At 71.9% G+C, this 20,749-nt stretch carries 22 protein-coding genes; 7 read left to right on the top strand and 15 right to left on the bottom strand.

Annotation, left to right across the window (positions count from 1 at the left end; translation table 11 throughout):
• Positions 1-3: 3 nt before the first annotated feature.
• The 4 genes from Asi03nite_RS09900 to Asi03nite_RS09885 all read right to left on the bottom strand — a co-directional run bounded on the left by Asi03nite_RS09900 (position 4) and on the right by Asi03nite_RS09885 (position 1,522).
• The gene (locus Asi03nite_RS09900) at positions 4-375 is read right to left on the bottom strand and encodes a hypothetical protein (RefSeq protein ID WP_203678265.1); all 372 of its coding nucleotides are present in this window, start codon (positions 373-375) and stop codon (positions 4-6) included.
• Positions 368-775, bottom strand: coding sequence for a YbaB/EbfC family nucleoid-associated protein (locus Asi03nite_RS09895; protein ID WP_203678264.1), 408 nt, complete (start codon positions 773-775; stop codon positions 368-370). The genes Asi03nite_RS09900 and Asi03nite_RS09895 overlap by 8 nt, the downstream gene beginning before the upstream one ends.
• 89 nt (positions 776-864) lie before the next feature.
• Positions 865-1,149, bottom strand: a complete 285-nt coding sequence (locus Asi03nite_RS09890) for a WXG100 family type VII secretion target (RefSeq protein ID WP_203678263.1) — start codon at positions 1,147-1,149, stop codon at positions 865-867.
• A 31-nt stretch (positions 1,150-1,180) separates the two neighbouring features.
• Complete coding sequence (locus Asi03nite_RS09885) at positions 1,181-1,522, bottom strand: WXG100 family type VII secretion target (protein ID WP_203678262.1); 342 nt, start codon at positions 1,520-1,522, stop codon at positions 1,181-1,183.
• 266 nt (positions 1,523-1,788) lie between these two features.
• On the opposite strand from Asi03nite_RS09885, the gene Asi03nite_RS09880 reads away from it, so the two are divergent.
• Genes Asi03nite_RS09880 through Asi03nite_RS09870 form a run of 3 tightly spaced genes read left to right on the top strand, consistent with a single transcriptional unit; the run spans position 1,789 to position 5,291 of the window.
• A complete protein-coding gene (locus Asi03nite_RS09880; protein WP_203678261.1) occupies positions 1,789-2,832 on the top strand; it encodes a hypothetical protein in 1,044 nt (347 codons plus the stop codon).
• Between the two features lie 3 nt (positions 2,833-2,835).
• The gene (locus Asi03nite_RS09875; protein WP_203678260.1) at positions 2,836-4,746 is read left to right on the top strand and encodes a hypothetical protein; all 1,911 of its coding nucleotides are present in this window, start codon (positions 2,836-2,838) and stop codon (positions 4,744-4,746) included.
• Positions 4,743-5,291, top strand: coding sequence for a hypothetical protein (locus Asi03nite_RS09870; RefSeq protein ID WP_203678259.1), 549 nt, complete (start codon positions 4,743-4,745; stop codon positions 5,289-5,291). The genes Asi03nite_RS09875 and Asi03nite_RS09870 overlap by 4 nt, the downstream gene beginning before the upstream one ends.
• Here the strand turns inward: Asi03nite_RS09870 and Asi03nite_RS09865 are convergent.
• Positions 5,272-5,667 (bottom strand): RDD family protein, encoded by a 396-nt coding sequence (locus tag Asi03nite_RS09865; protein WP_239102571.1) that lies wholly within the window; start codon positions 5,665-5,667, stop codon positions 5,272-5,274. The two genes, Asi03nite_RS09870 and Asi03nite_RS09865, sit on opposite strands and share 20 nt — an antisense overlap.
• 191 nt (positions 5,668-5,858) lie before the next feature.
• On the opposite strand from Asi03nite_RS09865, the gene glnA (Asi03nite_RS09860) reads away from it, so the two are divergent.
• On the top strand, positions 5,859-7,283 hold the full coding sequence (gene glnA / locus Asi03nite_RS09860; protein WP_203678258.1) for a type I glutamate--ammonia ligase: 1,425 nt from the start codon (positions 5,859-5,861) through the stop codon (positions 7,281-7,283).
• Between the two features lie 209 nt (positions 7,284-7,492).
• Here the strand turns inward: glnA (Asi03nite_RS09860) and Asi03nite_RS09855 are convergent, their stop codons facing one another.
• The 4 genes from Asi03nite_RS09855 to mptB form a co-directional block, all read right to left on the bottom strand.
• Entirely contained in the window at positions 7,493-8,140 is a 648-nt protein-coding gene (locus Asi03nite_RS09855; RefSeq protein WP_203678257.1) for a helix-turn-helix domain-containing protein, read from the bottom strand.
• A gap of 318 nt (positions 8,141-8,458) precedes the next feature.
• Positions 8,459-8,707, bottom strand: a complete 249-nt coding sequence (locus tag Asi03nite_RS09850; RefSeq protein ID WP_203678256.1) for a hypothetical protein — start codon at positions 8,705-8,707, stop codon at positions 8,459-8,461.
• Between the two features lie 12 nt (positions 8,708-8,719).
• Complete coding sequence (locus Asi03nite_RS09845) at positions 8,720-9,865, bottom strand: glycosyltransferase 87 family protein (protein WP_203678255.1); 1,146 nt, start codon at positions 9,863-9,865, stop codon at positions 8,720-8,722.
• A complete protein-coding gene (mptB, locus tag Asi03nite_RS09840) occupies positions 9,792-11,186 on the bottom strand; it encodes a polyprenol phosphomannose-dependent alpha 1,6 mannosyltransferase MptB (protein WP_203678254.1) in 1,395 nt (464 codons plus the stop codon). The genes Asi03nite_RS09845 and mptB overlap by 74 nt, the downstream gene beginning before the upstream one ends.
• A gap of 58 nt (positions 11,187-11,244) precedes the next feature.
• Here mptB and Asi03nite_RS09835 point away from each other — a divergent pair, with 58 nt between their 5' ends.
• The gene (locus tag Asi03nite_RS09835) at positions 11,245-12,954 is read left to right on the top strand and encodes a hypothetical protein (protein ID WP_203678253.1); all 1,710 of its coding nucleotides are present in this window, start codon (positions 11,245-11,247) and stop codon (positions 12,952-12,954) included.
• A 38-nt stretch (positions 12,955-12,992) separates the two neighbouring features.
• Here the strand turns inward: Asi03nite_RS09835 and Asi03nite_RS09830 are convergent, their stop codons facing one another.
• On the bottom strand, positions 12,993-13,223 hold the full coding sequence (locus Asi03nite_RS09830) for a hypothetical protein (RefSeq protein ID WP_203678455.1): 231 nt from the start codon (positions 13,221-13,223) through the stop codon (positions 12,993-12,995).
• Between the two features lie 83 nt (positions 13,224-13,306).
• Between Asi03nite_RS09830 and Asi03nite_RS09825 the strand changes: the two genes are divergently transcribed.
• On the top strand, positions 13,307-13,735 hold the full coding sequence (locus Asi03nite_RS09825) for a MarR family winged helix-turn-helix transcriptional regulator (protein ID WP_203678252.1): 429 nt from the start codon (positions 13,307-13,309) through the stop codon (positions 13,733-13,735).
• Here Asi03nite_RS09825 and Asi03nite_RS09820 read toward each other — a convergent pair.
• The 3 genes from Asi03nite_RS09820 to Asi03nite_RS09810 form a co-directional block, all read right to left on the bottom strand.
• Positions 13,730-16,699: a bifunctional [glutamine synthetase] adenylyltransferase/[glutamine synthetase]-adenylyl-L-tyrosine phosphorylase gene (locus tag Asi03nite_RS09820; protein ID WP_203678251.1), complete on the bottom strand. Its 2,970-nt coding sequence runs from the start codon at positions 16,697-16,699 to the stop codon at positions 13,730-13,732. The genes Asi03nite_RS09825 and Asi03nite_RS09820 overlap by 6 nt on opposite strands.
• Position 16,700: 1 nt before the next feature.
• The gene (locus Asi03nite_RS09815; protein ID WP_203678250.1) at positions 16,701-17,471 is read right to left on the bottom strand and encodes a type 1 glutamine amidotransferase; all 771 of its coding nucleotides are present in this window, start codon (positions 17,469-17,471) and stop codon (positions 16,701-16,703) included.
• A 182-nt stretch (positions 17,472-17,653) separates the two neighbouring features.
• Entirely contained in the window at positions 17,654-18,103 is a 450-nt protein-coding gene (locus Asi03nite_RS09810) for a GNAT family N-acetyltransferase (RefSeq protein WP_203678249.1), read from the bottom strand.
• Between the two features lie 256 nt (positions 18,104-18,359).
• On the opposite strand from Asi03nite_RS09810, the gene Asi03nite_RS09805 reads away from it, so the two are divergent.
• Complete coding sequence (locus tag Asi03nite_RS09805) at positions 18,360-18,701, top strand: GatB/YqeY domain-containing protein (RefSeq protein ID WP_203678248.1); 342 nt, start codon at positions 18,360-18,362, stop codon at positions 18,699-18,701.
• Between the two features lie 116 nt (positions 18,702-18,817).
• Here the strand turns inward: Asi03nite_RS09805 and Asi03nite_RS09800 are convergent, their stop codons facing one another.
• Positions 18,818-19,243 (bottom strand): DUF350 domain-containing protein, encoded by a 426-nt coding sequence (locus Asi03nite_RS09800; protein WP_203678247.1) that lies wholly within the window; start codon positions 19,241-19,243, stop codon positions 18,818-18,820.
• Positions 19,244-19,362: 119 nt separating this feature from the next.
• Entirely contained in the window at positions 19,363-20,715 is a 1,353-nt protein-coding gene (glnA, locus tag Asi03nite_RS09795; RefSeq protein WP_203678246.1) for a type I glutamate--ammonia ligase, read from the bottom strand.
• Positions 20,716-20,749: the final 34 nt, after the last annotated feature.

The following is a 20,749-nucleotide window of genomic DNA, read 5'->3' as shown; positions in this document are numbered from 1 at the left end:
CCGTCAGGAGGCGACGCGGGTCGCCGTGTTGATCTGGCCGGCGTTGTCCAGGTCCGTGACGTCGTAGTCGACCATCGCCCGGCTGACGTACTCCCCGACCTTCTGCAGCTGCCGGCCGCTGATCACGCCGCTCTCGCTGACCGCCAGGTGAGCCGGTTTGTCCTCGCCGTCGGCGCCGGGCACCGGCTGGTGGTACTTGTCGTGCACGAAAGCGTCGGTGTACTGATCGGACGGGAACGTGCCGCTCTCGTGGGCCCGGATGTCCCGCTCGATGCCGCCGGCCGTCTCGGCCAGCGCGATGCCGCGGTCCCGGAGCCGGTCGGCGACGTTGATGAGCTCACTCGGGCTCGAGGTGATCGAGACGTAGTTACCCATTGTCGTCCTCCGTCCGGATGCGCACATCGGCGTCGTGGCCGCCGACGAAGGTCCGCATGTCGGTGCCGGCCATCCTGCGCAGGTCACCGGGCAGGCTCTCGGTCATCAGCTCGGTGCTCTTGCGCCCGGCGTCCTCGATGGCGGCGCGAACCGTCCGCACGATGCTCGCCGACAGCGCCTTCGAGTTCGGCTGGCGCAGCGCACGCGGGTCGATGTCCAGGTCCAGCAGGTGACCGCGCGGGCCGACGACCGCCTTGATCAGCCCGTCCGGCGACCAGCCGGTGCCGGTCACCTGCAGCAGCCTGCGGTGCGTGCTGGGTATCTCGGCCGTGGCCTTGCGCAGGTCCGAGAGCATGTCGCGGAGCACGCCCCAGTCGGGCCGTCCCGGAACCTCGGCCATCTGCCGGCACCTCCCCGTCTCGTGTCCCGATCATGGCGTACCGGTCCGGCCGCCGGAAACCCGGTGCGGGGCCCCGGCGGCCGGCCCGGTCACATGCCCGCGGCGATCTGCTGGTCGATCTGCTGCATCCGCTCGGCGGACGCGCCGAGCTTGACACCGACGCTCTGCAGCGCGGTCTTGATCTCCACGGCACCCTGGTTCCACTTCTGCCGGGCCTGGTCGCACGCCTCGCCGGCGTTGCCCTGCCAGTCCGCGGCGAACAGCGCGGTGAAAGCCGTGTACAGGTCGTTGAGCTGCTGGTCCATCTGGCCCTCGAAGGTGCTGATGGCCATCGCGACGTCGTTGATCTGGCCGAAGTTGTAGGTGATGCTCATGTCTGGCCTCTCCGATCTCGCTCGGGCGCGCTCAGCCGCGCAGGATTCCGATGACGGAACTGTCACCGGTGGACGCGGCCGCGGCCCGGATCTCCTGGGCGGCGTCCTCGTCGTGCACGCCGTACTGTTTGGAGGCGCTGCTCATCTTGCCGGCCAGCTCGTCCAACGCGTTGATGATCTTCGTCAGGCCGTCGTTCAGCTGGACCGAGACGTCCTGCAGCGCGTTGTTGGCCGTGCCCTGGAAGCCCGCGCCGCCGAGCGACTGGATCCGGTCCAGCAGCTGCGCCATGCCGCGGGTGATGGTCTGCCCGGTGTCCTCGCAGCGCTGTGCCATCGAGTTCAGCTGATCCTGCGTGGCATGGACCTGGCCCATACCCGGAGTTCCTGTCAAGGTGGTTCACCCCGATTCTTCCTTGTCGGCGCACTCCGTGAGCGGCCGGCGAAACGTCCGTGTCGGCCCCGAAGGTAGCCATCCTCACCGACTGGGGCCACCCCGGTGTACCACCCCGGGCCCGCTCGGGTTCAGATTGATGAATTCGAACCTGCTCATCGGGGAAGGCGTACTCTATCGCGTCACCACATGGCGTACCGGACGGCTAACCTGACCGGTGCGCACGAAGAGACGACGGGGAGGCGGAGATGAGCGGCGAGAAGGATTCGTACGACAAGGCGACGTACGGAAACACTCACGCGCCGTGGCTCAGCGCGAGCACCCCTGTCGACGTGAATCTCGACGGCCTCCGGGAGTACGCGTCCTTGATGGCCAAGCAGCAGATGCAACTGGCCGGCGACTCGGCGCACCTGACCCATCTGTACGACACTCCACAGCAGGCCTGGCACGGCAAGGTCCTCGGCGAGGCCGCCACGGTCCGCGAGCAGCTGGCGAACAACGCTTCCGAGCTCTCCGCCTACCTCGGCTACCTGGGCCAGGCCTTCTACAACATCGGTTCGGCCGCGCAGACCATCGCCGACATCTACGCCGACGGCGACGCCACCTCGGCCGCCTCGATCAACGACGTGCTGTTCGCCTTCGGCAGCAAGGACGTGCCCCGGCCGGACGGCCTGCCGAAGGGCATCGGCCAGACCTATCTGGAGGCGCTGGCCGCGCAGGGAGGCACCGCGCAGACCGGGGCGCCCGGCGAGTCCAGCCCGGAGTGGGGCCACCCGACCAGCGAGACCATCTCGCCGTACCAGCAGATGCAGACCTCCCCGGGGCCGAACGGGCAGCGCATGGAGAAGGTGGTCACCAGCATCCCGGGCAGCGGCGTCACGATCGAGACGACCACCGTCTACAACGCCAGGGGCGAGGTCCTGACCACCAAGACGGTCCGGACCACCACGTCGTACGACAGCAGCCGGCACACCCTGACCACCACCACGGAGAACACCTCCGGCGACAGGCTCACCGGATCGTCGACCACCACCCAGCGGTACGACGGCGGCCGCGTCGCCGAGGAGACCACTGTCAACCACGACGCCGCGGGCCGGGAGACCACCACCTCGCGCACCACCACCGCGGCGGACGGGTCGACCACCGAGACCAGCAGCAAGCCGGTCGACGGCGAGCGCAAGGTGACCGACCGGGTGGTGACCGGCGCGTCCACCCAGGGCGGCGGCGACACGCCACCGGAGAAGACCATCGCCTCGGCGTACGACCCGGTGACGCGGGACGGGCTGGGCTAGGCCATGGCCGACGATCCGTTCTTCGACGCGACAGCCGATCCGAATTATGGTTACAGCCCTTACAGCGGTCAGCTGCATTACGGCAATCCGACCTACAGTTCGGAGTACACGCCGGCCCCCGGTGGGAAGAACGGCCTCACCATCGAAGTCATCGAATTAATGATCAAAAACAGTCACCCGGAACAGATCTCCGTTCTGGGCGACCATTGGCAGAACGTCGTCACTTTGCTCACCCGGTACAAGACGTATCTGCATGATCAGAGTGTGCAACTCCGCAACGAGGACTGGACGGCGCCGGAGGCGCGGGACGCGTTCCTGCGAAAGGGCCCCGGCGAGGCCCTGGTCTACCTGGACGCCTGGATCCAGGCGGCGCAGAAGAACCTGACCGCCCTGCGGCACCTGGTCGACGTGGCGATCGAGTCCCGCAAGGAGATGGACGACCTGATGAAGCGCTATCGCCAGGCGCTGCAGGACGCCCAGAAGGTCGATCTCACCGGCCGGCTCAGCGAGTGGTTCGACACCAGCCGGTACCTGACGACCACCTGGGGCGACGCCGAGAAGTACCAGGTGCAGCAGCAGGTGCAGGAGGCCGAGAAGGAGTTCACCCGGCAGGCGCAGGAGCTGGCCCAGAAGTACGGCAACCAGTACTACGAGTACAGCAAGGCCCTCACCGCCGGCGTCGGCCCGCCGTACAAGCCGATGGACGTGGTGCTCAACCAGCCCGGCAAGCCGCCGCTGACCAGCCCGCCGAACCTGCCCGGCGGCGGCGCCCCGCCGCCTCCCCCGCCCGCGTTGAGCGCCCCGGCGCCGCCTCCGCCCGCGCCCGCGCCCCCGCCCGGCCCCGGTGCCCTGGGCGAGGACCAGCCGCTCGACCCGTCGGCGAACGCGCCCGGCGACGCCCCGCCGGCCCCCGGCGAGCTGCCCGGCCAGGCGCCCGCGCTGCCCGGCCAGCTCCCGCCGGGTCAGCTGCCGCCCGGCGGCCTGCCGCTGTTCCCGAACCCGGGCGGCCTGGGCCGGGGCACGCCGCCCAGCCTCACGCCCGGCCTCGGCGGTCAGCGACCGCCCGCGCCGCGAGCGCCGTCGCCGGGCCACACCCTGCCCAACCCGGGTCAGCTGACCCGCAACGCGTTCCACCGGCCGGCCCAGCCGCCCGGTCTCGGCCAGCCGCCCGGCCGCACCCTGCGCCGAGGCGGGCCGGGCACGACCTCCGGCAAGCCGGGCAGCCTGCCGCCGGGCCGCCCCGGCGACCGCCGGCGTGGCGACCAGGAGCGCGGGGCCCGCCTGCCGGGCGCGCCGGTGGACGGCGAGGACACCTTCGGGCGTACGCCGGGCAGCATGCCCCCGGTGCTGAAGAACCCGAACGGCGACCGGCAGCGCCGCCCGGGCAGCACCGAGGAACTGCATCCGGCGGGGCACGGCAGCAAGGACGCGTTCCGTCCCGACGGCACCACGCCGCCGGTGCTGAACCGGCCCGCCCAGCCGGCCGACCCCGCGCCGGTGCGGCCCACCCGCCGCCGGGACACGCCCGCGCAACGCCGGCCCGCCGGCACCGCCTGGGGCGACCTGTTCGGTGCCGAACAGGCCCGCGCCGGCGCCGGCGCCGGGGTCCTCGGGGCGCCCACCCCGCCGGCGTCCCGCATCGGGGAGGCGCCGGAGGCCCTGCGCAGCCGCGCCGCGACCCAGGCCGCCGGTGAGCAGCAGGCACGTCCGGGAACCGTGGCGCCCGAGCTCACCAAGCGCCGGGTCGGCGGCGAGCCGGCTCCGGTCCAGCCCGACGGCGAGGACGAGCCCGGCGTGGTCACCGACGAGCGGGCGTTCGAGGTGCGGACCCCGGGCGGCGGCGTGGTGACCAGCAGACGCGACGAGCCGGCCTACGAGCCGGAGATCCGCCGCGTCCTCGGAGGCGGCCAGTGAAGATCGGGACACCGGCGAACTACTACGTCCGGGCGATGTTCTCCGGCTGGGACTACCCGCCCGAGGAGGCGCACCTGCACGAGGGATGCTGGACCGTCGATCTCAACCATGGGATGACGGTGGCCTTCATCGACGGCCTCGACCATCTCGGCCCGCCCTGGGTCGAGGCGTCGTTGCCGCCGGAGGAGGACGGCGACCTGCAGGACCCGGACATGGTTCGCCTGCTGACGCTGCTCCAGTCCACCTACACCGTGACGCCCAACGACGAGTTGGCCGGTGGCGTGGACCGGTTCCCGCTGCCGTGGCCGACCGAGGACCGCGTCCAGGGCGTTGTGTTCTATCTGACGCGGGCCGAGTTCGCTCCGCTGCTCGACGACATCAAGGCCCTGTCCGAGACGAACGCGGGTTCGGTGCAGTCCACCGTCCGCCGGGACGAGGTTCTCGATCATCCGGTGATCCGGTTCATCGAGGAGCGGGTGCTCACGTCGCGCTGGCTGACCCCGCGGGACGCCCACGTCGCCGGGCTCAGCGCTTCGGGTTCCTGACCACCATCGAGCCGGCGGCGCGGTCGTGCAGGCCGCGGCCGTCGCCGTCGGCGATCAGCGCGGGAATCAGCAGGGCCAGCAGCACCGCCCGGACCAGGCCGGGGCCGAGGCCGATCGCCCCGCCGTCGGTGAACGAGCGGCAGCTGATCCGGGCCAGCCGCATGCCGGGCGTCTGCCCGAACAGCCCGATGAAGAACGTATTGATCAGGATCAGCAGTACGACCGGGGGCCACGCCGTCCTCGACGGGTCGGCGTAGAGACCGGCCACCAGCAGGCACAGAACCCAGTCGATGAGCAGGGCGATCAGGCGCTGCCCGCCGCCGGCCGGCTCCGGACGTCCCGGGGCCCGGGGTACATCGTTCGCGGAAGCTGCCACGACGGCCGAGCCTACGCGATAGGGTCCGGAGGTCGGCCGCGCGCTCGCCCCGTGCCTGATCATCCGGTTACGTAACACGGCAGAAACAATAGGGATACGCCGGGGCAACTCCGTACCCATAACGTCGCGAGCAGCCTTGCCAGGTGGCGGCCCATGCCGCCCGGTATCGGAAAACTGTGCCAGGAGGACGTGTGTTCGCCAATCCCGAGGAACTCCTTCGATACCTCAAAGACGAGGACGTCAAGTTCGTCGACGTACGTTTCTGTGACCTGCCCGGCGTGATGCAGCACTTCAACATGCCGGTCGAGTCGTTCGACGACAGTGTGGTGACCGACGGCCTCGCCTTCGACGGGTCCTCGATCCGCGGCTTCCAGGCCATCCACGAGTCCGACATGATGCTGCTGCCGGACGTCGCGACCGCCTTCGTCGACCCGTTCCGCATCCAGAAGACGCTGGCGCTGAACTTCTTCATCCACGACCCGTTCACCCGCGAGGCGTACTCGCGTGACCCGCGGAACGTGGCTAAGAAGGCCGAGGCGTACCTGGCCTCCAGCGGCATCGCGGACACCGCCTACTTCGGCGCCGAGGCGGAGTTCTACATCTTCGACTCGATCCGCCACGAGACCTCGGCGCACCAGGCGTACTACTACATCGACTCGATCGAGGGCGCGTGGAACTCCGGCCGCGAGGAGGAGGGCGGCAACCGCGGTTACAAGACCGCGTTCAAGGGCGGCTACTTCCCGGTCTCGCCTGTCGACCACTACTCCGACCTGCGTGACGCCATGGTGCGCCGGCTGGTCGACACCGGCTTCACCGTCGAGCGCTCGCACCACGAGGTCGGCACCGCCGGCCAGGCCGAGATCAACTACAAGTTCTCGACGCTGCTGCACGCCGGCGACCAGATGCAGCTGTTCAAGTACATCATCAAGAACACCGCCTGGGAGCACGGCAAGACGGCGACGTTCATGCCGAAGCCGCTCTTCGGCGACAACGGCTCCGGCATGCACACCCACCAGAGCCTCTGGCTGGGCGGCGAGCCGCTGTTCTACGACGAGACCGGGTACGCCGGCCTGTCCGACACCGCCCGCTGGTACATCGGTGGCCTGCTGCACCACGCCCCGTCGCTGCTCGCGTTCACCAACCCGACGGTCAACTCGTACCGGCGCCTGGTGCCCGGCTACGAGGCCCCGGTAAACCTGGTCTACTCGCAGCGCAACCGCTCCGCCTGCACCCGCATCCCGGTGACCGGCAGTAACCCTAAGGCCAAGCGCGTCGAATTCCGCGTGCCGGACCCGTCGTCGAACCCGTACCTGTCGTTCTCCGCCCAGATGATGGCCGGCCTGGACGGCATCAAGAACAAGATCGAGCCCCCGGCGCCGATCGACAAGGACCTGTACGACCTGCCGCCGGAGGAGTGGGGCAACGTCAAGCAGGTGCCGGGCTCCCTGGACGCGGTCCTGAACTCGCTGGAGAACGACCACGAGTTCCTCACCGCCGGCGGCGTCTTCACCGACGACCTGATCGCCACGTGGATCGACTACAAGCGCACGAACGAGATCGACCCGGTCCGGCTGCGCCCGACCCCGCACGAGTTCGAGATGTACTACAACGTGTAGCCAGAGGCTATAACCGCAGGTCAGCGGCTCTGTGCGGGCTTCTCAGTCCGCACAGAGTCCGCAAGCGTCTCAGCCATGAGCGAGTCCGCAGCCGGGTCTGCCGTCGGCGCTCATCCGCGGCGAGACGACCACGAACGACGGCGGCTCGTCATCCTCGTACGGTTCGGGCTGGGCCGTCATCCTGCCTCCTTCGGTCTCCCTGGGGTGCCTCACGAGGCCCGCCGGGAGGGCACCTCGGGCCGCCGGTACGAGCCTCGATCGTTGCGAGGTCGGGGAGCCGTGGCATCTCCGACCCACCGGAGGCCATCGATCTGGACGGAGCGCGGCCGCCGTGTCGAGGTGGGCTTCAGCGGCGGCACGTTGCTGCAGGTCGATGTGCAGGGTCGCGCGGAGCAGCGACAGCCAGCCCCGACGACCAGCAGCCGCCGGCGCTGCGCGAGCGTTGCCCGGCCGCTGAGCAGTTGGTCGATGTAGCGCAGGTGGCGCCGGACGCGGGGTAGCAGCTCGGCGGGCGCAGTGGTGGCGTACGCCATGGCGACCTGGTCGAATGCCTTCTCAATGCGTTTCAGTGTCTCGTCGCTGGCGTCGGACGCGGCTGCACGCTGCGCAAGCTCGATCGCCTCCGGCTCGCCTTCGACGTCGTCGGGTGCTGGGGTGCGCATGGTTGCGGTGAGCCGGCCGCAGGCATGGAGCGCCTCATCGAGGGCCTTGGCGATGTCGGGCGTGGGTCGGCGGCGCCCCTTCTCCAGGTCGGAGATCTGCGCATGGCTGACGCTGGAGAGGCTGGCGAGCTGCCTGTAGGACAGCTCGGCGAGGGTGCGAAGCCGACGCGGTTCGTCGGCGAATGCCGAGGTCATGTCGTGTCCCCTGCTAGCCGGTCAGGGGGCGGCCGGTCCGGCTGGAGTCCGGCCGCCGTCATCGACGGTAGCGCGCCCGGTGTCGGAGCGTGCCTTTCGTTGCGGCAGTGGTTGAACCGTTGCCACCAGCACAACGAAGGCGTGCGGGCCGCCGGTGTCACCGGGTTCAACGTCTGTGACACCGTCTATGGCCTGGGCGTTTGCGGCGCTGAACCCGGGGCCCCGATGGGGGAGGGGAGGAATTCTGGATCTTGCTGCGGAGGTAACGCGGTGTACCTGTTGGAGCTCTTGCTGGTCGGCCCGCGAGGGGGCTGGGGTCTAAAGGGAATCGGTCGTGCTCGGCTCCCAGCCGACCTGCCGCCGTTTCGCGTGCGCCGAGCGCGCCGCCGGCCGGCGACCGGGCCGGTCGGGACCGCGGGCGAACACTCGCGGGGCCGACGGGGCGGCGCCGAATCGGACCTCGGTGCCGTTGAGCCGCGCCACCGCCTCATCCCAGCCGGCGCGGGCGTCGGCGCCCAGGCCTGGGAGGACGTGGCCCTCGTCTCCCGGGCCGTCCAGGACCGGCATGGGCCGCACCGGCTACGCCAGGACCTTGTCGGGCTCGCGGGCGGGAGCCGAGCTGCGGACGCCGACAGGTGTCCAGATCAGCAGAGCCAGGCTGAACAGGACATAGATGTTGCTGCCCAGCATGGACACCGGTGGATACGGACGGTTCTCCCAGAGCCAGGTGAGGTGCGAGGTCATGAACGCGTAGGCGCCCGCGGCGAGCGCCGCCGGCCCGCGCCGGTTCGCCTCGACGCAGCGGATCAGCGCCGGGATCAGCCAGACGCAGTGGTGGATCCAGGTGACCGGGCTGATCAGGCAGCCCAGCACGCCGGTCAGGGCCAGCCCGCCGACCACGTCCTCCGGCGCCCGCGCCACCCGCAGCGCCCACCACGCCAGCGTGGCCAGCACGCAGACCAGCCAGATCTTCGACTCCGCCTCGTCGAAGGGCAGCCGGGCGATCATGCCCCGCTCGGATTGGTTGGAGAGGAACCAGAGCGAGCCGACCCGGTTGGTGTCCCAGAGCGCCGAGGTCCAGAACTCCCGGGACTGGTCCGGGAAGAGCGCCCCGGCCAGCACGGTCGCCGCACTGGCCGCGGCGATCGCGGTGCCGGCCTCCCGCCAGCGCCGGGTGACCAGCAGATACAGGATGAACACGCCGGGGGTCAGCTTGATCGCCGTGGCCAGGCCGATCCCGACGCCGCCCCACCAGCGGCCGCGGGCCACGCCGAACAGCAGGTCGGCGGTGACCAGGGTGAGCAGCAACGTGTTCACCTGACCGAAGCTGAACGTCTCGCGGACCGGCTCGAACGCCAGCGCCAGGGCGAACGCCACCCCGAAGGTGAACCACAGCGGCTTGCCCAGGCCGCGCAGCATCGGCCCGGCCAGCCAGCGCACCAGCAGGCCGACGGTGAGCACGGTGCCGATCGAGGCGAGCAGCACGACGACCGGGAACGGCAGCACCGACATCGGCGACATCACCAGGCCGGCGAAGGGCGGGTAGGTGAACCCGTACGGCGTCTCCGGCTTCAGCCAGTCGTAGACCATCCCGCCGTCGCGGAACCAGTACTTCACCGCGCCGTAGTAGACCGTGGAGTCGAAGAACCCGTTACGGTCCCACGCGATGTAGATCAGCCCCACCGCGGCCAGCACCGACGCCACCAGGGTCACGATTCGCTTCATGCAGCACTTTCCACGCTAGATATCCGGCGAACACGGTCATGCCGACGGCGCCCTGCGCCTTGGTGGCGAGGGCCAGGTTGTAGCCGTCCGGCAGGCAGAGCGCGGCCGCCACCGTGCACGGAACGGTGAGCCAGCGGGTGTCCGGCCGCAACGTGGCGGCCAGCAGCGTCAGCGGCCAGATCGCGTACCACGGGTGGAACACCGGGGCGAGGACCACCGTCGCGGCCATCGCCAGCGCGGCGTGCAGCAGCGCGTCACCGCCCCGCCAGGCCCGCCGGAACAGCACGAGCAGCACCCCGGCCAGCACGATCACGCCGAGCGCCCGGGTCACCGCGACCGCGTGCGGCGCCCCGATCAGCTCCAGCGTCATCCCCAGCGCGGTCGGCGGCGACGTCCACTGCACCGAGACGCCGCTGTCGGCCAGCGCGGTCACCCAGCCCAGGCCCAGCCCGGACCCGATCGAGACCAGCGCCAGCGCGCCGATCGCGCCCACGGCCAGTTCCAGCGCGGCACGCCACCATGCCCGCGGGACGAGGAAGATCGCGAACGGCAGTACGACGATCGCTGTCGCCTTCACCCCGACCGCGAGGCCGAACAGCACGCCGGCCGGCCAGCCGCGCCCGGTCGCGGCCACCGCCAGGCCGCCGGCCAGCAACGCCACCATCACCGCGTCGTTGTGCGTGCCCGACACCAGGTGGATCAGGACCAGCGGGCAGGCCAGCACCAGCCAGACCGCACGCCGCACCGGCACGCCGGTCCGCCGGGCCAGCAACGGCAGGCAGGCGCCGGTGGCGGCCAGACCGGCCACCGCGATCAGGCGCAGCAGGGCGACGGTCCCGGTGAGCGTGCCGCCCACCTTCGCCGCCAGGGCGGCCAGGACCAGGAAGACCGGGCCGTACGGGGCGGGGGCGCCACGCCAGGTGGGCGCGACGGCGTCGGCCCAGGGACAGCCCAGGACGTCGACACCACCGCTGTACGGATCCAGCCCGCTCGCCTGCTGCCAGCCCTGACACGCGTACGAGTAGGCGTCGTAGCTGCCCAGCGGGAGGAACGGCAGCAGCGGCAGCGCCCACAGCCCGGCCGTCACGTAGGCCCACCGCGCGGACGGCACCGACCGCCGCCCGGTCAGCCACGCGCCGATCAGCAACGTCATGCCGAGGATCCAGAACAGCGGCAGCAGCACCCCGTCCCGGCCGGTGACGATGGTGAGCGGGGTCACGGTCGGTTCCCACGGGCGGTGCGCGCCACCCAGGAACGCGGCACCGCCCAACAGGGCGCTACCTGCGAGCCCCGTGTATCGGACGAGGAACGGACGGGGCATGGCGACGACCATACCGTGACGCGCTGCAACGTACGGGGCGCCCGGTACTGTCGGCGGGATGTGGGTCAGGCACCGGCTGGAATCGATCATCGCGCTGGTGGCGACGGCTCTCGGCGGGGTGTACCTCGCTCTGCCCCGGATGGGCTCGGACCTGGCCGCCCAGGTGGCGCGGGCCGGGTTCTTCGCCGCGCACGGCTGGACGCCTGTCGACCTGCGCTGGTACGCCGGGGTGGACCAGCTCGGGTACAGCCTGCTCTCGCAGCCGGTGATGGCGGTCCTCGGGGTGCGGGTCGCCGGCGTGGTCTCGGTGGTCGCCGGCTCGGTGCTGCTGGCCGTGCTGCTGCGCCGGACCGGTGGCCGGCGGCTGTGGCTGGCCGGTGGGCTGGGCCTGGCGGGGTTGGCCGGGAACCTGGTGAGCGGGCGGGTGACGTACGGCCTCGGGGTCTGTCTCGGGCTGGCGGCTCTCGTCGCGCTCACCTTCCTCCCGCGCCGCTCGGCGGCGCTCGCCGCCCTGCTCCTCGCCGCGCTGGCCGCCGCGACCAGCCCGGTGGTCGCCCTGTTCCTCGGTCTCACCGGCACCGCCCTCCTCGCCGCCCCCCACGTCCGCTTCCCCCGCCCACACACCCCTGAGCCCCAGCCCCACCGGCCCCCGGAGGCCTCTCCCGAGCCCCGACACATCCCTGGAGGCCGGCCGCGAGCCGGCGGCCGGCCCCCAGAGGTCCCTTCCCGTCGCGGGGACACCCCTGGGCGCCGGCCGCGAGCGGGCGGCTGGTCCGCGGGGGTGCGGGGGCTGCTCGTGGCGGGGCCGGCGGCGGTGCTGATCGGGCTCAACGCGCTGCTGTTCGGGGACGGCGGGTGGATGAACATCAGCCGCACCGACACCGTGCACGCCGTGGTGACCGGGCTCGTCGTGGCCGCGCTGGTGCCGGTGCGCCCGATTCGGATGGGTGCGCTGCTGTCCTCGGCGGGAGTGCTCGGGGCCGCTCTGATCCATACGCCGGTGGGCTTGAACGCGACACGGCTGGCGGTGATGTTCGCGTTGCCGGTGCTGGCCGCGTACGGCCGGATCCCGGCTCTTCGGAAAAAGTGGCTGATCGTGCTGCCGTTGGCACTGCTGGCCTGGTGGCAGCCGCCCATCGTCTCCGCCGATCTGCGGGATCTCGGGAACCCGACCGCGGACCCGGACTACTTCCGCCCTCTCACCGAGGTCCTGGCCACCCGGGAACTGACCGGGCGCGTGGAGATCCCGCCGACCCGGGACTACTGGGAGGCGGCGCGGATGGGCGACGTCCCGCTGGCCCGGGGCTGGCTGCGGCAGGCCGACATCGATCGGAATCCGCTGTTCTTCACCACGGTGCCCGGCGCGTCCGGGACCCGGGTGGCGCTCACCGCGGAAACCTACCGCGCCTGGCTGGCCGAGCAGGCGGTCCAGTTCGTCGCGGTGCCCGACGCCGAGCTGTCCTGGCCGGGACGGGCGGAGGCGCGGTTGGTGACGGACGGGTTGCCGTACCTCACGTTGATCTGGACCGGGCCCCACTGGCGCCTGTACGCCGTCGCCGGCCCGCGGCCGATCGTCGCCGCCCCGGCGGCGCTGGTCCGGCACACCGCCGCCGCGATCACCCTGGACGCGCCCGCGGCCGGCGACGTGCGCCTGAGGGTGCGCTGGCACCGCTGGCTGCGCGCCTCGGGCGGCGCCGAGGTGCTCCGCGACGGCGACTGGACGATCCTGCGGGTCCCGGGACCGGGGCGCTACACGCTGTCCAGCTGATGCCCGGCCGGAGCGGCGACCGGCCGCGGCCCGCGACGTCAGGACCGTGCGTCGGACTTCGCGGCCTCGCGCTCGGCGCGCTTGCGTTCGCGCTGCTCACGGGTGTATTGCTTGCGCCGCTCCAGGTCGGCCTTCCAGCCCTCCCGGGCGAACTCGTCGCAGCCCTGCACAGCGCCCTTGGTCTGGGCCGGCCCGATCATCGACCGGAACCACATGTCGTCGAAAGTCTCGTGGAACCAGCGGGCGAACCGGTCCTGGAACTGCGCCACGACGCCTCCTCCGTCAGTTGGTGTGCCAACAGTTGGTGCCCCAACTATTGGTAGGATAACCGCCGACCTGAGGAGTACCGCAAGTGAGTGACGATCCCCTCGCACTGGAACAACAAGTCTGTTTCGCGCTCTCGGTCGCGGCCCGCAGCGTGGTGGCGATCTACCGCCCGCTGCTCGAACCGATGGGCCTGACCCATCCGCAGTATCTGGTGATGCTGGCCCTGTGGCAGCACTCGCCGCTGTCCCAGCGCCGCCTCAGCGAGCTGCTGCAACTCGACCCGGGCACGCTCTCGCCACTGCTCAAGCGGCTGGAGACGATCGGTTACCTGCGCCGCGAGCGGGATCCCGCCGACGAGCGCAGCCTGGCCATCACGCTCACCGACGCCGGGCGGGCGCTGCGTGCCGAGGCCACGAAGATCCCGCCGGCCGTGGTCGCCCGGCTCGGGCTGCCCGTCGAGGACCTGCAGAAGCTGCACGGCGCGCTGACCCAGGTGATCGCGGCGGCGTCATGAGAAGACCCGCTCCATCGCGGCCCGCGACCGGCGGGTGATCCGCAGGTAACGGTCGACGAACTCGCCCGGATCGCCGCCGGAGAGCAGCAGCACCGTCCCGGCCAGCTCCACCCCGTGCTGCGGCAGCTGATCGGTGGGCCGCCCGCGCACCAGCGTGAGCGCGTTGCGCACCTGCGCGGCCAGCGTCCAGCCGTCGGTCATGGCGGCGGCGTCGGCCGGTTCCACCAGGCCACCATCCCGCGCGGCGGCCAGCGCCTCCAGGGTCCGGGTGCGGCGCAGCTCGGGCAGCTCGTGCGCGAACCGCAACTGCAGCAGCTGGACCGCCCACTCCACGTCGGCCAGCCCGCCCCGCCCCAGCTTGGTGTGCGTGTTCGGATCCGCGCCGCGGGGCAGGCGCTCGTTCTCCACCCGCGCCTTGATCCGCCGGATCTCCACCACCTGCTCGCGGCTGAGCCCGCCGTCCGGGTACCGCTTGGCGTCGGCCAGTTCCTCGAAGGCGAGCCCCAGCGACTCGTCCCCGCAGACGAACCGGGCCCGCAGCAGCGCCTGCGCCTCCCACACCTTCGACCACCGGTCGTAGTACTGCCGGTACGCCTGCAGGCTGCGGACCAGCGGCCCCTGACGCCCCTCCGGCCGCAGGTCCGCGTCGATGCCCAGGGCCGGGTCGGGGGCTGGCGCGTTCAGCAGCCGGCGCATCTCCTCGGCGACGGCGTGCGCGGCGGCCTCGGAACCGCCGTCGAAGACGAACAGCACATCGGCGTCGGAGGGGTAGCTCATCTCGTACCCGCCCAATCGGCCCATCCCGATCACCGCGAAGCGCATCCCGGCCGGTCCGGGCTTGGCCCGCCGGGCGATCAGCAGCGCGGCGTTCAGCGTCGCGTCGGTGACCGCGGAGAGCGCCGACCCCAGCTCGTGCACGTCGATCGGGTGGACCGGCGCCAGATCTCCGGCCTGGCTCAGGATGTCCGCGCAGGCCAGCCGGAACAGCTCGCGGCGGCGCAGCGCGCGGACCGCGGCGATCGCCTTGACCGGGTCGCCGGCGTGCCGCCCGGCCGCCGCGGCGAAGCCGTCCACCAGCCTCTCCCGGGAGCGGGGGCGCAGCTCCGGGTCGTCGGCGAGCAGCCGCAGCGCCTCCGGGTCACGGGTGAGCAGGTCGGTGGCGTACCGGGAGAGGCCGATCACCCGGGCCAGCCGGCGGGCCACCGGGCCACCGTCGCGCAGCAGCCGCAGGTACCACGGCGTGCTGCCGAGTTTGTCGGACACCTGCCGGTAGTTGAGCAGCCCACGGTCCGGTTCCGGGGCGTCCGCGAAGTCCTGCAGCAGCATCGGCAGCAGGGTGCGCTGGATCGCCGAGGTACGGGTCACGCCACCGGTCAGCGCCTCCAGGTGGCGCAGCGCGCCGGCCGGGTCGGCGAACCCGAGGATCTCCAGCCGCTTGCGGGCCGACTCCGGCGTCATCCGCAGCGCATCGGCCGGCACCCGGGCCACCGCCTCCAGCAGCGGCTGGTAGAGCAGCTTGACGTGCAGCCGCCGGACGTTGGCGGCGTGCCCGACCCAGTCCGAGCGGAACGCCTCGACGGCGTCCTGCCCGGGCAGCGCGGTGTAGCCGAGCGCTGCGGCGAGCCAGCGCAGGCCGGCCGGATCGTCCGGGACGGTGTGCGTCCGCTTCAGCTGCTGCAGCTGCAGCCGGTGCTCGACGGCGCGCAGGAACCGGTAACCGCGCAGCAGCGTCTCGCCGTCCTGCCGGCCCACGTATCCCCCGGCGACCAGGGCGCGCAGCGCGGGCAGCGTGCCCGGCAGCCGCAGCGACTCGTCCACCCGGCCGTGCACCAGTTGCAGCAGCTGCACCGCGAACTCGATGTCGCGCAGCCCGCCCGGCCCGCGCTTGATCTCCCGGTCCAGCTCCTTGGCCGGCACGTTGTCGATGATCTTCCGGCGCATGTCGCGGACGTCGGCGACCGCCTCGGGCCGCTCCGCGGCGTGCCAGATCAGCGGGGCCAGGTCGGCCAGCCACTCACCGGCCAGCGCCAGGTCGCCGGCCGCCGGCCGGGCCTTGAGCAGCGCCTGGAACTCCCACGTGCGCGCCCAGCGCCGGTAGTACGCCTGGTGGCTGGCGAGGGTGCGGACCAGCGGGCCACGGCTGCCCTCCGGCCGCAGCGCGGCGTCCACCGGCCAGGCCACCTGCCCGCAGATCTCCATCAGCCGGGCCGCGACAGTGGTGCCGGCCTGCAGGTCCTCGTCGCCGGCGGCCACGAAGATGACGTCGACGTCGGAGACGTAGTTCAGCTCGTTGCCGCCGCACTTGCCCATCGCCACGACCGCGAGGCGTGGCTCCGGCGTGCCCTCCGGCAGGCCGGCCACGGCGATCCCGTACGCCGCGGACAGCGTCTCGTCGGCGAGCGTCGAGAGCGCCACCATGGTCGGCTCCAGCCCCCGCCCGCCGGTCAGGTCGGCCGCGGCGATCCGCAGCAGCGCGATCCGGTACGCCCGGCGCAGCGCCGGCACGGTCGGCGCGTCCAGTTCGAGATGGCCCTCCGGGTCGGGCGGCAGCCCGCTCTTGGTGGTGGCCAGCGTGCGCCACTCCTGCTCGTTGGCGACCAGGTGGTCGCCGAGCGTCGACGACGCGCCGAGCACCGCGACCAGCCGCCGGCGCAGCCCGTGGTCGCGGAACAGCTCACCGACGAGTTCCTCGGTCGCCGCGTTCGGAGTGATCTCGCCGGTCGGTCCGGTGGGCCGGCCGCCGTTGGCCCGCTCGGCGGCCCGCGACACCGAGTCGACCAGGCGGTGGAACTGGCGCAGCGCCAGGTCCGGGTCGGCGGCCCGGGACAGCGCGCGGATCAGCTCGGCCGCGTCGGCGCTGACCGGGCCGTGCTCGGCGTCCCACAGCCGCAGGCCGGTGGCGCCGAGCAGGCCGGCCCCGTTCTCGGCGAAGCCGTACCGCGCCAGGCGGGTCGGCCGCGTCATCTCAGTGCCCCAGCAGCGGCAGCGTCGTGGGCAGGCCGGCGTCCGGCAGCTCACCGAGCGCGAGCGCCGCGAACCGGGCTGCGAACGGCTGCCAGACCTCCTCGACGTCCGGAAGGATCTCGGCGACGGCGAGCACCACGGCCTCCGCGTCGTAGCCCAGCTCCGCCAGGTCGGCCGCCCCGGAGCGGGTCCAGTCGGCCATCATCTCGGCGTCGCACTCGATGTGGAACTGCAGGCCCCAGGCCCGGTCCCCGATCCGGAAGGCCTGATGCGGATACCGGCTGGAGGCCGCCAGCAGCGTCGCGTTCAGCGGCAGCTCGGTGATCTCGTCCCGGTGCCACTGGATCACGTCGGGCAGCAGCGGCACCCACTTGAACAGCGGATCCGTGTCGGCCGAGTCACGCTTGCCGACCAATCCGGGCCCGATCTCCGGCCCGCTCGGGCTGCGCTCCACCTGACCGCCGTGCGCCCGGGCCAGCAGCTGCCCGCCGAGACAGACCCCGAGCGTCGGCACCCGGTGCCGGACCGCCTTGCGGAACAACGCCTCCACCGCGGGGAACCACGGCGCGCCGGGAGCGCCGGCCGCGTCCGGGTAGGCGCTCTGGTCGCCGCCGAGCACGACCAGCGCCGCGAACCGCTCCAGGCTCTCCGGCAGCTCGTCGCCCGCGTACGGCCGGAGCACGGTGATCCCCAGCCCGGCCTCGGTCAGCCAGTCCCCGAGGCGCCGGAGGTCGTCGGTCGGGTCGTTCTCGATGACAAGCGCTGTGCTCACGTGTCGAGGCTAACGAATTACCCGCCGGCAGACACCGACAGGACGTTGCCGGCCCGGCCGCCGGAGTTCCCCGGAGCCCTTCCGGGTCGTCTCGCCGGCACCGGGCCGCCAGTCTCCGGCTGGTCGTCAGGGCCCTCTCCGGGCGGGTTGAGACGACCCTCAGCCCCAGCCGGCGCCCCGGATCAGGCCGCCGGGGTCCAGCGGGCCACCACCTCGTCGTCCTCCACCTCGCCGGTCTCCACGAACCCCATCGACAGGTAGAGGGCGCGCGCCGCGGTGTTCCCCGGCTGGTAGCTGAGCGCCACGTTCGGCGTGCCGGGCTCGGCGACCAGCCGCTCCCGCAACTGGCGGACCAGCTCCCGGCCGATCCCCTGACGCTGGTGCTTCGCGTCCACGACCAGACCGCCGATCCAGCGGCTGCCGTCGTCGTCGACGGCCCAGATCGCGAAGCCCACCACCTCGTCGCCGCGCACCGCGGCGAGCGGCTGCCAGGTGTCGCCGTAGTGGCACATGCAGAGGTAGTAGGTCACGTCGGCGACGAAGCGCCGCTGTTCCTCGTGGACGGTCAGGGCGGCGCAGTCACGCCAGTTGCCGGCGGTGACCGGCTCCAGGCGGATCGGTGTGGAAGTCATCGGAGGATCTTGGCAAACCGGGTCAGGCGCTCGTGCCGGCCGTCCGGGATGTCCAGATGGGTCTCCGGGAACGTGGGCGGCGGCGCCGGCTCGCGGGCCTGCGCGGACGGCGCCGATCCGGTCGGTCCGGAGGATCCGGCCGGCCGCCGCCCGCCACGGGGCCGGAGCGCCACCGCCCGTTTAATCGCTCGACAAGGGCGTACAGCCGGTCGGTACGGTTCACGCCACGCACGTGGGATGATCGGGGGGTACGACAATGTTGCGCGACCGTCTCCAGGCCGCCCTGCTGCCGGCGATGAAGGCCCGGGACAAGGCCGCGGTGTCGGCGCTGCGCTCGGCGCTGGCCGCGATCGAGAACGCGGCCGCCGTGACGCCGCGGGACGCCGCGTTCGGGCTGCCCGCCACCGGGCTGGGCGTGACCGAGGTGCCGCGCCGCGAGCAGGACGACGCCGAGATCGAGCGGATCGTCCGAGCCGAGATCGACGAGCGCCGGGCGGCCGCCGCGGAGTACGACCGCCTGGGCCGTGAGGCGGAGTCCGTCCGGCTGCGTGCCGAGGCGGACGTGCTCGACACCCAGCTGTCACCCGGGACGGCCTAGCCGCTCCGGGATGACCCACGGGCCGCCGGCTGTCCACATCGGAGCGCGGCCGCCTCGGCCGGACCGCCACCCCGGCCCGGCCGAGCAGCGCCGGAGCCCCGTACCGGCGGACGGGTTCAGGCGATACAGGCGCAGACGATCAACGCCGCTCCGAAGTGGGAGGCCGCGCTCACCAGCGCGCCGCCGTGGAAGTTGTCGGTGCAGATGACCTCGCCGAGCTTGCCCGGGGTCATCCAGTCCAGCACCTTGAACGCCAGCCCCATGATCACGATGCCGAGCAGGCCGAACATCAGGGTCGACGCGACGCCCTGGCCGAACGAGTCGTAGGTGGTCCAGATCGCGGTGAACACGATCGCCGCGATGCCGAGCTGGTTCGCGGCCAGCAGCAGCGATGCGTTCGGGTTGCGCTCGACCCAGATCAGATCGCGCAACCTGCCCGGCGTGAGCAGGTCGATCAGCACAAAACCGACGGCCATCAGACCGATACCGATCAGGCCGAAGACGATGCTCCGCCCGGCTCCCTCCAGCAGATCCTGCAGCACGGCCTCTCCCCTTGTCGCCTGACGTCAGAGGAGACCGTACCCCCTGGTGCAAAACTTCGCGGCGCGGCGGCGGCCCCGCAGGAGCCGCCGCCGGACAAGCCCGAAATGCCCGGCGAAGATCAGAGCGCGCCCAGGTACCGCTGCCGCTCGTACGGGGTCACCTCGCGCCGGAACTGCTCCCACTCGGCCCGCTTGTTGCGCAGGAAGAAGTCGAAGACGTGCTCCCCGAGCACCTCGGCGACCAGCTCGGAGCCGGCCATCACGTCGATCGCCTCGGACAGGTTCTCCGGCAACGCCTCGTAACCGGCGGCCTTCCGCTCGGCCGGGGAGAGCGACCAGACGTCGTCCTCGGCGCCCGGCGGCAGCTCGTACCCCTCCTCGATGCCCTTCAGGCCGGCGCCGAGCATGACCGCGAACGCCAGGTACGGGTTGGTCGCCGAGTCCAGCGACCGCACCTCGACGCGGGCCGAGTTCGGCTTGCCGAAGGCGGGGACGCGGACCAGGGCGGACCGGTTCAGGTGGCCCCAGCTGACGAACGCCGGCGACTCGGTGATCCGGTCCGGCAGCTGCATCGGGAAAAGCCGCTTGTACGAGTTCACCCACTGGTTGGTGACCGCGGTGTACTCCCGGGCGTGCACCAGCAGGCCGGCGATGAACGCCCGCGCCGTCTTGGACAGCTTCTGCGGATCCTCGCCGTCGTAGAACGCGTTGCGCTCGCCCTCGAACAACGACAGGTGGGTGTGCATGCCGGAGCCGGGCTGATCGGTGTACGGCTTCGGCATGAAGGTGGCCTTCACCCCCTGGGAGAGCGCCACCTCCTTGACCACGTGCCGGAACGTCATGATGTTGTCGGCGGTGGTCAGCGCGTCCGCGTACCGCAGGTCGATCTCCTGCTGGCCGGGCGCGACCTCGTGGTGGCTGAACTCGACGGAGATCCCGATCCGCTCCAGGGCGAGCACGGCCTGCCGGCGGAAGTCGCGGGCCACCGCGTGGGTGGTGTGGTCGAAGTAGCCGCCGGTGTCCACCGGCACCGGCACCGAGCCGTCGTTCTCCCCGTCCTGGACCAGGAAGAACTCGACCTCGGGGTGGGTGTAGAAGGTGAAGCCCTTCTCCGCGGCCCGGGCCAGCGCGCGGCGCAGCACGTGGCGCGGGTCGGCCCAGGCCGGGCTGCCGTCGGGGAGCAGGATGTCGCAGAACATCCGGGCGCTCTCGCCGCTGCCGCCACCCTCGAACGGGAACACCTGGAACGTGGTGGGGTCCGGCATGGCGACCATGTCGGACTCGAAGACCCGGGCGAAGCCCTCGATCGCCGAGCCGTCGATGCCGATGCCCTCCTCGAAGGCGGACTCCAGCTCGGCCGGGGCGACCGACACACTCTTCAGCGTACCGAGCACGTCGGTGAACCAGAGCCGGACAAAACGGATGTCGCGCTCCTCGAGCGTGCGAAGCACGAACTCCTGCTGTCGGTCCACTTCCACCCCTCGTCCCGGTGTCGATCCCTGGAGC

Source organism: Actinoplanes siamensis (assembly GCF_016862395.1).
GTDB lineage: Bacteria > Actinomycetota > Actinomycetes > Mycobacteriales > Micromonosporaceae > Actinoplanes > Actinoplanes siamensis.
The sequence above is the reverse complement of the archived record's forward strand: the minus strand, read 5'-3'. Positions and strand labels throughout refer to the sequence as shown.

What these genes read in the sequence shown, in the direction of transcription:
- Asi03nite_RS09900 (WP_203678265.1), bottom strand. Translation starts at nt 375, where the DNA reads ATGGGTAACTACGTCTCGATCACCTCGAGCCCGAGTGAGCTCATCAAC.
- Asi03nite_RS09895 (WP_203678264.1), bottom strand. Translation starts at nt 775, where the DNA reads ATGGCCGAGGTTCCGGGACGGCCCGACTGGGGCGTGCTCCGCGACATG.
- Asi03nite_RS09890 (WP_203678263.1), bottom strand. Translation starts at nt 1,149, where the DNA reads ATGAGCATCACCTACAACTTCGGCCAGATCAACGACGTCGCGATGGCC.
- Asi03nite_RS09885 (WP_203678262.1), bottom strand. Translation starts at nt 1,522, where the DNA reads ATGGGCCAGGTCCATGCCACGCAGGATCAGCTGAACTCGATGGCACAG.
- Asi03nite_RS09880 (WP_203678261.1), top strand. Translation starts at nt 1,789, where the DNA reads ATGAGCGGCGAGAAGGATTCGTACGACAAGGCGACGTACGGAAACACT.
- Asi03nite_RS09875 (WP_203678260.1), top strand. Translation starts at nt 2,836, where the DNA reads ATGGCCGACGATCCGTTCTTCGACGCGACAGCCGATCCGAATTATGGT.
- Asi03nite_RS09855 (WP_203678257.1), bottom strand. Translation starts at nt 8,140, where the DNA reads ATGACCTCGGCATTCGCCGACGAACCGCGTCGGCTTCGCACCCTCGCC.
- Asi03nite_RS09850 (WP_203678256.1), bottom strand. Translation starts at nt 8,707, where the DNA reads ATGCCGGTCCTGGACGGCCCGGGAGACGAGGGCCACGTCCTCCCAGGC.
- Asi03nite_RS09845 (WP_203678255.1), bottom strand. Translation starts at nt 9,865, where the DNA reads ATGAAGCGAATCGTGACCCTGGTGGCGTCGGTGCTGGCCGCGGTGGGG.
- mptB (WP_203678254.1), bottom strand. Translation starts at nt 11,186, where the DNA reads ATGCCCCGTCCGTTCCTCGTCCGATACACGGGGCTCGCAGGTAGCGCC.
- Asi03nite_RS09835 (WP_203678253.1), top strand. Translation starts at nt 11,245, where the DNA reads ATGTGGGTCAGGCACCGGCTGGAATCGATCATCGCGCTGGTGGCGACG.
- Asi03nite_RS09820 (WP_203678251.1), bottom strand. Translation starts at nt 16,699, where the DNA reads ATGACGCGGCCGACCCGCCTGGCGCGGTACGGCTTCGCCGAGAACGGG.
- Asi03nite_RS09810 (WP_203678249.1), bottom strand. Translation starts at nt 18,103, where the DNA reads ATGACTTCCACACCGATCCGCCTGGAGCCGGTCACCGCCGGCAACTGG.
- Asi03nite_RS09805 (WP_203678248.1), top strand. Translation starts at nt 18,360, where the DNA reads ATGTTGCGCGACCGTCTCCAGGCCGCCCTGCTGCCGGCGATGAAGGCC.